Below are 10121 nucleotides of genomic sequence, written 5' to 3'. Positions count from 1 at the left end.
GCCGGTGACGACCGTCCGCGCCGCACCCGCACCCGCCGTCCGGCCGGTAACGACCGCCCCCGCCGGGGCGGCGACTCCGACGGCGGCGACCGCAACTCCTGATTCACCTGACGGCCGGCCGGTTCCGCGACACACTGTCGCCGGGGCCGGTCGGTCTCTTCGTTTCTGTACTTTCGACTTGAGAAGAGCTCCTCCAGTGACTTCGTCCGCGACGGAACAGGCCCCCGGCACCACCGTCACCCTGTACCCGGGCCATGACGGCGTCGGCACCGTCCGCCGCACCGTGCTGCCCGGCGGCCTCCGCGTGGTCACCGAGACCATGCCGACCGTCCGTTCGGTGGCCTTCGGCATCTGGGCCGGCATCGGCTCCCGCGACGAGGACCTGGCCGACGCCGGCGCCACCCACTACCTCGAGCACCTGCTGTTCAAGGGCACCGAGCGGCGCACCGCGCTGGAGATCTCCTCGGCGATGGACGCGGTCGGCGGCGACCTCAACGCGTTCACCGCCAAGGAGTACACCTGCTACTACGCGCGCGTCCTGGACGAGGACCTCCCGCTGGCCGTGGACGTCGTCTCCGACATGCTGACCGGCTCGCTGATCACCGCGGAGGACGTGGACGCCGAACGCGGCGTCATCCTCGAGGAGATCTCGATGCGTGACGACGACCCGTCCGACCTGATCCACGACGAGTTCTCGATCGCCATGTACGGCGACGCCCCGCTGGGCCGCCCGATCCTCGGCACCGTCGAGACCATCAACGCCCTCCAGCGCGACGGCATCGCCCGCTACTACCACTCGCACTACACGGCCCCGAACCTCGTGGTCGCGGTGGCCGGGAACGTCGACCACGACCGGGTCGTCGATCTGGTGGCGAAGGCGTTCGACGGGCACCTCAACGGCTCCGACCGGCCGGCCGCGCCCCGGATCGGCGGCGAGCCCACCCCGACTCTCGGCGGCGGCACCCGGCTGATCGTCGACGACACCGAGCAGGCCCACATCGTGCTGGGCGTGCCGGGTCTGGCCCGCAACGACGACCGCAGGTTCGCGCTCGGCGTGCTGAACGCGGCGTTCGGCGGCGGCATGTCGTCGCGGCTGTTCCAGGAGATCCGTGAGAAGCGCGGCCTGGCCTACTCGGTGTACAGCTACACCAGCCAGCACGCCGACACGGGCTCGTTCGGCCTGTACGCCGGCTGCCAGCCCGCCAAGATCGACGACGTGCTGAAGATCTCCGTCGACGAGTTCGCGAAGGCCGTCCAGGCGGGTCTGACGGCCGAGGAGGTCACGCGCGGCAAGGGCCAGCTCCGCGGCTCCACGGTCCTCGGCCTCGAGGACACCGGCTCCCGTATGTCCCGTATCGGCAAGTCCGAACTGGTCTACGAGAACCTTCTCCCGGTCGACGAGGTCCTGGCCCGCATCGACGCCGTCACGCTCGACGAGGTCAACACCATCGCCCGCGAACTCCTCGCCCAGCGCCCCACCCTCACCGTCATCGGCCCTTTCGAAGGCCGCGACTTCCAGCTCTGACCGGCTCCCGCGAACGCCCGCCCCCGAATCCCGGACGGCGGGCTTCACCGCTCAAACGCCCAGTGCCCTCCGGGCATCGACGCCGATCCGGTCCATCACGACCGTCGCGGCGAGCAGTACGGCCATCCCGTCATCCGAGAAGTAGGCTTCCTCGACTCCCTCGACCTCGGCCAAGAGCTCAGGGAGCACGGCCGTCGGTCCGAAGGTGACCGCGAGCAGCGCCTCGAGAGGCCCCGCGACCGGTGACGCCAACTCGGCCCTGATCATCCGCAGGTTCCCCGCCCGCCGCTCCGAGATGAGTCCGGAGGCGAGGAATCTGTCGGCCTCCCGCGTCACCGTCGCGGCCGAGACCTCGAACCGCCGGGCCAGCTCCACCAGGGAGAACTCTCCTTCAGGATGCAAGAAGAGCCACGCCAGCAGCTCGCCCTGGAGGGAGCGGAACGCCGCGGTCTGCGAGAGGAAGGTGCGGGGTCCGTCCGGCGCGTTGGTCGGACCCCGCACCCGTTCGGGGGTGGCGGGAAGGGTGGAGTGACATTCCGGCCGCCGGTGTAACTTTTGGGCGCTTGCTCAGTCTGCACCCGGAGGGTGGTTCTTGTGAAGATTCTTCGGGTTTTTCTTTGGCGCTAGGCTTCTGCTCAGCAGCTTTCCGCGTCAGGAGGATGAAAGTGATCAAGGTCGGAGTGCTCGGCGCGAAGGGGCGGATGGGGACCGAGGTCTGCCGGGCCGTCGAGGCCGCCGAGGACCTGGAACTGGTCGCGACCGCCGACGCCGGCGAGCCGCTCGACGTCCTCAAGCAGGCCGAGGTCGTCGTCGACTTCACCCATCCCGGCGTCGTCATGGAGAACCTGAAGTTCCTCATCGACCACGGGATCCACGCCGTCGTCGGCACCTCGGGGTTCGAACCCGACCGGGTCGCCCAGCTCCAGGAGTGGCAGGCCGCCCAGCCCGGCGCGAAGATCCTCATCGCCCCGAACTTCACCATCGGCGCGGTGCTGATGATGCACTTCGCGCAGAAGGCGGCGCCGTTCTTCGAGTCCGTCGAGGTCGTCGAGCTGCACCACCCGAACAAGGTCGACGCCGTCAGCGGCACCAGCTACCGGACCGCCGAGCTGATCGCGCAGGCGCGCGCCGCCGCCGGCACCCCCGCCTCCCCGGACGCCACCAACCCCGAGATGTCCCTGGAAGGCGCGCGCGGCGCCGACGTCGACGGGGTCAGGGTGCACTCGGTGCGGCTGCGCGGCCTCACCGCCCACCAGGAGGTCCTGTTCGGCGGCCCCGGCGAGACCCTGACCATCCGCCACGACTCGATGAACCGCGAGGGCTTCATGCCGGGCGTGCTGCTGGGCGTCCGCAAGGTCGCAGGGCTGGACGAGGACCTGGTCGTCGGACTCGAGCACGTGCTGGGGCTGTGAGCGCGAGGTGAACTTCACCGACGAGCCCTGGGACTACCTGGGCGCCTCCGAGGCGATCGACTTCGACGACGAGCGGATCCAGCGGCACTCCGCGAAGTTCCCCGACGGGGAGGTCGCCTACGCGAAGGCCGCGTTCGAGTTCGTCCGCGACGAGATCTCCCACTCGATGGACGTGGGTGATCCGCGCTGGCCGTGGCGCGCCACCGACGTCCTGGAGCAGGGCGTCGGCCTCTGCTATTCCAAGGCGCATCTGTACGTGGCGTTCCTGCGGCTCGCCGGCATCCCCTCCGGCCTGTGCTACCAGCGGCTGCGTGACGACGACAGCGGCGAGACCGTCGTGCACGGCCTGGTCGCCGTCCAGTTCGACGACCACTGGGTGCGGCTCGACCCGCGCGGCGACCGTCCGGGCCTGCGCACCTGGTTCGCCACCGACGAGGACCTGCCCGCCTACCGGCCGCGCCCCGAACTCGGCGAGACGACCTTCGAAGAGGTCTACGCCGACCCCCACCCGTCCGTTCTGGAAGCACTCCAGGCCCCCCACCCGTGGATTCCGTCCGATCTCGGCTGAGTCACAACCCCGTCTCAGGGGATTGTCGTCGTTCACACCACTGATCTACGTTGACTGAGCGTTGATCAGCGGCGTGACCCCCGGGTTCCACCCCTACCCGGGGAGCACGAGCCGCCCCGCCCGCCGGGGTCAAGGCGATTGGAAGCCGTACTTGCGGAGCAGGGCGGTGCCGTCGGACGAGGCCAGCCAGCGGACGAACGCGGCCGCCTCCTTCTGGTGTTCGCTCTTGTCCAGTGTGGTCGCGGGGTAGACCGCCGCGACGTTCTGGTCGGCGGGGATCGCGACGCTGCTGGCCGCGGCGCCCGCCGACTTCATGTCGGTGATGTAGACCAGGCCCGCGTCGGCCTCGCCGTTGCGGACCCGGCTGAGCACCGCCCGCACGTCCAGCTCCTCGGCCGCCGGACGGACCGTGACGCCCGCCTTGCCGAGCGCCTGCAGCGAGTACCGGCCGATCGCCCCGTTCGGGGCGCCCAGCACGACCCGCAGCCGCCGTGAGGACAGCGAGCCCAGCCCCTTGATCCGCTTGGGGTTGCCGGGGGCCACCGCGATGGTGAGGGAGTTGCGGGCGATGACGGTGCCCGTCCCGACGTACTTCGCCAGATCGGTCAGGGTCTGCTCGTCGGCCGAGGCCAGGACGTCGGCGCCGGGACGGCCCGACTTCACCCGCGACGCCAGCTCCTGCGTGCTGCCGAACGTCAGCCGGAGTTTCACGCCCGGATGGGTCTGGGCGTAGCTGTCGGAGATCTCGGTGAAGGCGTCGGTGAGCGAGGGGGAGGCCAGCACCTCCAGGGTGACCTCGCCGTTCCCGCCGCCGCACGCCGCGGCCGCCAGCAGAAGGCAGAGGGGGAGGGCACGACGCATACGCAAGATCATATGCGGACGAAGGGTGGACGCGGTGCGAAATCAGACGACTGTCGGTGCCCGTCGTTAGGGTTGGCGCATGGATCTGATGGACCTGCTCCCCGACGACTGGCGCGCCCGGCTCGACCTCGACCCGCTGGCGACCGAGGCGCTCGGCGCGTTCGTCGGCGGGGAGTACGACAAGCACACGGTCTTCCCGCCGCGCGACGACCTGTTCAACGCCTACCGGCACACCCCTTACGCCGACGCGCGGGTGCTCATCCTCGGCCAGGACCCGTACCACGGTCCCGGTCAGGCGCACGGTCTGAGCTTCAGCGTCCGCGACGGCGTCAAGCTGCCGCCGTCACTGCGGAACATCTACAAGGAGCTCCAGTCCGACCTGGGCGTCGAACCGGCGGCGAGCGGCGATCTGACGCGCTGGGCCGATCAGGGCGTCATGCTGCTCAACGCGGTGCTCACGGTCCGGGCGGGTGAGGCCGCCTCGCACGCCAGGAAGGGCTGGGAGGAGTTCACCGACGCCACCATCCGCGCCCTCAACGCCAAGCCCGAGCGGGTCGTGTTCGTGCTCTGGGGGGCGTACGCGCGGAAGAAGGCGGCGCTGATCACCGGGCCGCAGCACTACGTTCACGAGTCGGCGCATCCGAGCCCGCTCAGCGCGAAGGCCTGGTGGGGCACGAAGCCGTTCAGCGCGGTCAACGCGGCGCTCGCCGAGGCGGGGGAGAAGCAGATCGACTGGTAGCCGGGAAAGCGAAAGCCGGGACGCCCGAAGGCGTCCCGGCTCGATGACGGCCGCGGTCAGACTTCGACGACCACGGGAACGATCATCGGACGGCGGCGGTAGCTCTCGCTGACCCACTTGCCGACGGTGCGGCGCATCCGCTGCCGGATCTGGTGGGTGTCGGCGACGCCGTCGTCCGCTGCCTCCTGAAGGGTGGCGCGGATCCGGTCGATCACCTCGCGGAAGTCCTGGTCGCCGATGCCGGCGCCACGCGCGTGGATCTCCGGACCGGCGATGATCTTGCCGGAGGTGGAGTCCACGACCACGACCACCGAGACGAAGCCCTCTTCGCCGAGGACCCTGCGGTCCTTGAGCGAGGCCTCGGTGACCTCGCCGACGCTGCTGCCGTCCACATAGACGTAGCCCGCCGGAACCGAACCGACGATCTTCGCGACGCCGTCGATGAGGTCGACGACCACACCGTCCTCGGCGATCACGATGTTCTCGTCCGGAACCCCCGTCAGCGCCGCGAGCTTGGCGTGGGCGCGCAGATGGCGCCATTCGCCGTGCACCGGCATGAAGTTCGACGGCTTCGTCAGGTTCAGCAGGAAGATCAGCTCACCGGCCGAGGAGTGGCCGGACACGTGCACCAGGGCGTTGCCCTTGTGCACGACGCGCGCGCCCCACCTGGTCAGGCCGTTGATCACCCGGTTGACCGAGTTCTCGTTGCCCGGGATCAGCGAGGACGCCAGCATCACGGTGTCGCGCTCGGTGATCCGGATCTGGTGGTGGTCGCGGTTGGCCATCCGGGACAGCGCCGACATCGGCTCGCCCTGCGAACCGGTGCAGACCAGCACGACCTGCTCGGGCGGCAGATCGTCGAGCTGCTTGAGATCGACGAGCAGGCCGTCCGGGACGTCCAGGTAGCCCAGTTCCTTGGCGACGCCCATGTTCCGGACCATGGACCGCCCGACGAAGGCGACCTTCCGGTTGTTGGCGACGGCCGCGTTGAGCACCTGCTGGATCCGGTGCACGTGCGAGGCGAACGAGGCGACGATGATCCGTTCCTCGGCCGTCCTGAACACGTTGTTGATCGCGCCGGAGATGTCGCGTTCCGCGGTGACGAAACCCGGGACCTCGGCGTTGGTCGAGTCGGACATCAGCAGATCGATGCCCTCGGAACCGAGCCGCGCGAAGCCGGGCAGGTCGGTGAGCCGGCCGTCCAGCGGAAGCTGGTCCATCTTGAAGTCGCCGGTGTGCACCACCAGGCCCGCGGGTGTGCGGATGGCGACGGCGAGGGCGTCGGGGATCGAGTGCGTCACCGACAGGAACTCGCAGTCGAACGGGCCGAACGACCGGCGTTCGCCGTCCGAGACGACCTGCAGGATCGGCTTGATCCGGTGCTCCGACAGCTTGGCCTCGATGAGCGCCAGTGTCAGCCGCGACCCGACCAGCGGGATGTCGCCCCGTTCGCGCAGCAGGTACGGCACCGCGCCGATGTGGTCCTCGTGCCCGTGGGTGAGGATCACCGCCTCGATGTCGTCGAGCCTGTCCCGGATGTACTCGAAGTCCGGCAGGATCAGGTCGACGCCGGGCTGCTCCTCCTCGGGGAAGAGCACACCGCAGTCGACGATCAGCAGCCGCCCGGCGAACTCGAAGACGGCCATGTTCCGGCCGATCTCGCCTAGTCCGCCGAGGGCGACGATGCGCAGAGCCCCGGACGGCAGTGCCGGCGGGTAGCTCAGCTCAGGATGCGGGTGGCTCATGCGCCCACCCCGCTGTTACAGCTCACTCAGTTGCCTCCACCTTGATTCCCCCTGCGATCAGATCTTCACGTAGCTGTGCCACGAATTCCGGCGTGGCGTCCACGAGCGGGAGTCGTACGGCCCCGCCCGGCCGGCCCAGGAGTCCCAGCGCGGCCTTGACCGCGATGACGCCCTGGGTGCGCGTCATGATCGCGGTGATCACCGGGAGCAGCCTGCGGTGGATCGCGAGCGCTCCGGCGGTGTCACCGGACCTGTAGAGGTCAATCATCTCATGCAGGTCGGCCCCGGCCACGTGCCCCACGACCGACACGAACCCGACGGCCCCCTGGGACAGCCAGGCGAGGTTCAGCGGGTCGTCTCCCGAGTAGAACTTCAGGTCGGTCGCGGCCATCACCTTGGAGGCCGTGAACAGGTCGGCCTTGGCGTCCTTGACCGCGACGATCTTCGGGTTGGCGGCCAGCCGGATCATGGTCTCGGCCTCGATCGGGATGCCCGCCCGGCCCGGGATGTCGTAGAGCATCACCGGGAGGTCGGTGGAGTCGGCGATGGCTGTCATGTGGCGGAAGACACCCTCCTGGGGCGGCTTGTTGTAGTACGGCGTGACGGTCAGCAGACCGTCCGCGCCCGCCGCCTGCGCCATCCGCGCCAGCTTGATGCTGTGCTGGGTGTCGTTGCTGCCCGCGCCGAACACGATGGACGCCCGGTCACCGACCGCCTCCACGACGGCGCGGAGCACGCGCTCTTTCTCGTCGTCGTTGGTGGTGGGGGACTCGCCGGTGGTGCCGTTGATCACCAGTCCGTCATGGCGCTGCTCCTCGACGAGGTAGGTCGCGAGGGCTGCGGCCGCGTCGAAGTCCACGGTGCCCTCGGCGGTCATCGGGGTGACCATCGCCGTGAGCATCCGGCCGAACGGGGCGTCGGGTGCAGTGCTGGGTGCCATGGCATGAACCGTACCGGAGGACGGCAGACGCCGCCGATCTACGCTCGGGGGTACGCAGATCAGCGGCGTCTACTCGGTCATCGTGGCACGCATTTCCCACGTTACGGAGGTTTTCCTACGAGATTCCGAAACGTTACCTTTAATGCACCACCAGGGACTCGGTAAGCCTCGCCCGGAGCTCCTCGACATGCGGGGTCCGGATCAGATCGTTGCCGCGCACCGCCCACCAGTGGCCGGACCCGCCCCAGCCGATCCGCCAGCCGGAGAACTCGTCGGCGAGTTCGGCCAGCGTCTGCTGCGCGCTGTACTCCATGCTCATCGCCCTCTTTCCCGCGGCTTACCTCGGGGCCGCCGCACCGATGTCTACCCGGGTTGGACCGTTCTCAAAGGGGCGATTTTCCTTACTCTACGTCGGGTAGCCATACCCGTCGGTAATCTGCCCACTCCTGTTCCGAGGTGGTCCAGTCCGCGTATACGCCCAGGCCAAACGGTTTCGCCGGGGTGCGCCCGAGCGCGTCCAGTCCTCTGCGGACGCCCCGGATCGACACCGGGAGGGTCTCTGACCAGTCGAAAAGCGCTGGATAGGTCGGGACGCCGACAAAGACCGTCACCTGGTCGCCGATCAGCTCCAGCGTGTGCCGGGTGTGCCAGGCGAAATGCCGTCCCACCAGCGATTGGGTGGGGAGTTGTGTGTCATAGGTCATGATCGCGACCTGGTCGACCCGGGCGGCGACTTCGCGGAGAAATGCATCGGTCGGTCGCGCCGGGTAATGGAAACGGCCGGTTCTCGGGAGCAGTTTCGTGAGTGGTTGCGCTTCACCGAGAAGTGTCTGCTGTTCCAGTGCGACGGAAAGGAGCCCGGTGACCTTTCTGGTGCGGTCGAGAAGATCGAGGAACGCGGTGTCGTCGGGATAGATGGGTTCGAGGTCGTAGTGAATGCCGTCGAAGCCGACTTCGATCATGTCCTGGGCGGTGGTGACGATCCGCTCGCGGACGCTCCGGTCGTCAAGGTTCAGGACCCCGTGGCCGCCGACGATCCGGATCTGCCCGAGATACGCCTGGATCCGGACTCCGGGCGCCAGCCGGTGCATCGCGGCGGTCAGCTCACGGGCGTGGGCGTACTTGGCGGCGGGGACGGAGCCGTCGGGCTCGAACGGCCCGGCGTGGAAGTAGACGTCAGTGATCTTGTTCCGGTGGAGCAGCCCGGCGAAGCCGGCGTACTCCTGCTCGGTGCGGGCGTCGCCGACCCACTGGTGGCGGGCCCACAAGGCGTTGACCTCGGTGCCGCGCGCCTTCGGCTCCTCCTGCCACCAGACCCACGCCAGGGCCGGGACGAGCAGGGCAAGTCCGACCACGAGAGCGGCGAGCCGCCGGATCCATCTCATGACAGAGCAGTATGAAGCCTGATCATCTCGACGGGCTGGTCGAATTCGAGCACCCTGGTCGCCTCGTCGGGCGCCCAGCCGGACGGTTCGAGGAACCCCCGGAACGCCGTGTCCTGAACGAACGCCCAGGTGACGGCGGTGGTGTAGCCGTCCTCGCGGAGCAGGTCGACGGCGGCGGCGAGCAGCCGGCTGCCGTGGCCCTCACGCGCCCGCAGCGGATCGACGTGCAGGGCGACCAGTTCGGCGGCGTCGGGCTCCTCGTCGGGGTCGGCGGTGGGAGCGTAGGCGGCGAAACCGGTCACGATCCCCTCGGCGACGGCCACGAGCAGCCGGTGACGCGGGGGAGCGGCCGCGGCCTGCGCCCACTCCTCGCGGAGCGGCTCCGGATCGGCCGCCATGGCCGCCAGCGCCTCCGCCGGGACGAACCCCCGGTAGGCCGACTCCCAGGCCCGGATCTGGATCTCCGCGATCGCGGCGGCATCGCCCCTGCGCGCCTCTCGCACACCCACCTCAGCCTTCATGCCGGTCACGCTACCGCTCACGATTCGGCGGTGCGGCGGGCGCGGTAGGCGCGGTTCCCGCAGATCTTCCTATCGCCCCAGGTACTGGACGTGTCGAGGCGCGACCCGGAAGGCAACGAGTGCTGCCTCGTCGGCGGTCAGGTGTGCAGGGCGGTGGCCAGGCGGCGGACGCCCTCGGTCAGGGCCGCGTCGTCGGGGGCGTTGTTGTAGCTGAGGCGCAGATGCGGGCCCGGCGGTTCGGCCGGGAAGTAGGGGCGGCCCGCGCCCACCTGGACGCCGTGCTGGCGTGCGGAGTCCAGGAGGGCGCGCTCGTCGATCCCGTCGGGCAGCCGCAGCCAGAGATGGAAGCTGCCCTGCGGGAGCGGCGCGAGCTCCGCCTCCGGCAGCAGTTCGGCGACGGCCGCGGCCAGCACGTCGCGGCGGCG

At 69.5% G+C, this 10121-nt stretch carries 11 protein-coding genes and 1 pseudogene; 4 read left to right on the top strand and 8 right to left on the bottom strand.

The window, feature by feature from the left end; all coding sequences use genetic code 11:
* The first annotated feature begins 196 nt into the window (after window positions 1–196).
* Window positions 197–1525: a M16 family metallopeptidase gene (locus tag ACYVE7_RS21210; RefSeq protein ID WP_460366715.1), complete on the top strand. Its 1329-nt coding sequence runs from the start codon at window positions 197–199 to the stop codon at window positions 1523–1525.
* 51 nt (window positions 1526–1576) lie between these two features.
* Here the strand turns inward: ACYVE7_RS21210 and ACYVE7_RS21205 are convergent, their stop codons facing one another.
* Window positions 1577–2026 carry a hypothetical protein gene (locus ACYVE7_RS21205; RefSeq protein ID WP_460366714.1) on the bottom strand — a complete coding sequence of 150 codons (450 nt, stop codon included), beginning with the start codon at window positions 2024–2026 and terminating at the stop codon, window positions 1577–1579.
* 164 nt (window positions 2027–2190) lie between these two features.
* Here ACYVE7_RS21205 and dapB point away from each other — a divergent pair, with 164 nt between their 5' ends.
* Together dapB and ACYVE7_RS21195 are read left to right on the top strand one after the other, a co-directional pair.
* Window positions 2191–2937, top strand: a complete 747-nt coding sequence (gene dapB / locus ACYVE7_RS21200; RefSeq protein ID WP_460366713.1) for a 4-hydroxy-tetrahydrodipicolinate reductase — start codon at window positions 2191–2193, stop codon at window positions 2935–2937.
* Window positions 2938–2944: 7 nt separating this feature from the next.
* Complete coding sequence (locus ACYVE7_RS21195; RefSeq protein ID WP_460366712.1) at window positions 2945–3505, top strand: transglutaminase-like domain-containing protein; 561 nt, start codon at window positions 2945–2947, stop codon at window positions 3503–3505.
* A 129-nt stretch (window positions 3506–3634) separates the two neighbouring features.
* Here the strand turns inward: ACYVE7_RS21195 and modA are convergent, their stop codons facing one another.
* Window positions 3635–4366: a molybdate ABC transporter substrate-binding protein gene (gene modA, locus ACYVE7_RS21190; RefSeq protein ID WP_460366711.1), complete on the bottom strand. Its 732-nt coding sequence runs from the start codon at window positions 4364–4366 to the stop codon at window positions 3635–3637.
* Window positions 4367–4445: 79 nt separating this feature from the next.
* Between modA and ACYVE7_RS21185 the strand changes: the two genes are divergently transcribed.
* The gene (locus tag ACYVE7_RS21185) at window positions 4446–5105 is read left to right on the top strand and encodes a uracil-DNA glycosylase (protein WP_460366710.1); all 660 of its coding nucleotides are present in this window, start codon (window positions 4446–4448) and stop codon (window positions 5103–5105) included.
* Between the two features lie 56 nt (window positions 5106–5161).
* On the opposite strand, the gene ACYVE7_RS21180 is transcribed toward ACYVE7_RS21185, so the two are convergent.
* The 6 genes and pseudogenes from ACYVE7_RS21180 to ACYVE7_RS21155 form a co-directional block, all read right to left on the bottom strand.
* On the bottom strand, window positions 5162–6850 hold the full coding sequence (locus tag ACYVE7_RS21180; protein WP_460366709.1) for a ribonuclease J: 1689 nt from the start codon (window positions 6848–6850) through the stop codon (window positions 5162–5164).
* A gap of 22 nt (window positions 6851–6872) precedes the next feature.
* Window positions 6873–7790 (bottom strand): 4-hydroxy-tetrahydrodipicolinate synthase, encoded by a 918-nt coding sequence (dapA, locus tag ACYVE7_RS21175; RefSeq protein WP_460366708.1) that lies wholly within the window; start codon window positions 7788–7790, stop codon window positions 6873–6875.
* 139 nt (window positions 7791–7929) lie between these two features.
* Entirely contained in the window at window positions 7930–8103 is a 174-nt protein-coding gene (locus ACYVE7_RS21170; RefSeq protein WP_460366707.1) for a hypothetical protein, read from the bottom strand.
* An 88-nt stretch (window positions 8104–8191) separates the two neighbouring features.
* Entirely contained in the window at window positions 8192–9175 is a 984-nt protein-coding gene (locus tag ACYVE7_RS21165) for a glycoside hydrolase family 18 protein (RefSeq protein WP_460366706.1), read from the bottom strand.
* Window positions 9172–9696: a GNAT family N-acetyltransferase gene (locus tag ACYVE7_RS21160; RefSeq protein ID WP_460366705.1), complete on the bottom strand. Its 525-nt coding sequence runs from the start codon at window positions 9694–9696 to the stop codon at window positions 9172–9174. Before ACYVE7_RS21160 ends, ACYVE7_RS21165 begins: the two co-directional genes overlap by 4 nt.
* Before the next feature lie 137 nt (window positions 9697–9833).
* A pseudogene (locus tag ACYVE7_RS21155) lies at window positions 9834–10121 on the bottom strand (PLP-dependent aminotransferase family protein); the annotation flags it as partial.

The sequence above is a fragment of the Actinocorallia lasiicapitis genome, assembly GCF_054778695.1.
Note: the sequence above shows the minus strand (reverse complement) of the source record. Positions and strands in the feature narration are given on the sequence as shown.

Excerpts from the sequence above, each read along its gene's own strand:
- ACYVE7_RS21170 (WP_460366707.1), bottom strand. The coding sequence starts at position 8,103 with ATGGAGTACAGCGCGCAGCAGACGCTGGCCGAACTCGCCGACGAGTTC.
- ACYVE7_RS21160 (WP_460366705.1), bottom strand. The coding sequence starts at position 9,696 with ATGAAGGCTGAGGTGGGTGTGCGAGAGGCGCGCAGGGGCGATGCCGCC.
- dapA (WP_460366708.1), bottom strand. The coding sequence starts at position 7,790 with ATGGCACCCAGCACTGCACCCGACGCCCCGTTCGGCCGGATGCTCACG.
- ACYVE7_RS21185 (WP_460366710.1), top strand. The coding sequence starts at position 4,446 with ATGGATCTGATGGACCTGCTCCCCGACGACTGGCGCGCCCGGCTCGAC.
- ACYVE7_RS21165 (WP_460366706.1), bottom strand. The coding sequence starts at position 9,175 with ATGAGATGGATCCGGCGGCTCGCCGCTCTCGTGGTCGGACTTGCCCTG.
- modA (WP_460366711.1), bottom strand. The coding sequence starts at position 4,366 with ATGCGTCGTGCCCTCCCCCTCTGCCTTCTGCTGGCGGCCGCGGCGTGC.
- ACYVE7_RS21180 (WP_460366709.1), bottom strand. The coding sequence starts at position 6,850 with ATGAGCCACCCGCATCCTGAGCTGAGCTACCCGCCGGCACTGCCGTCC.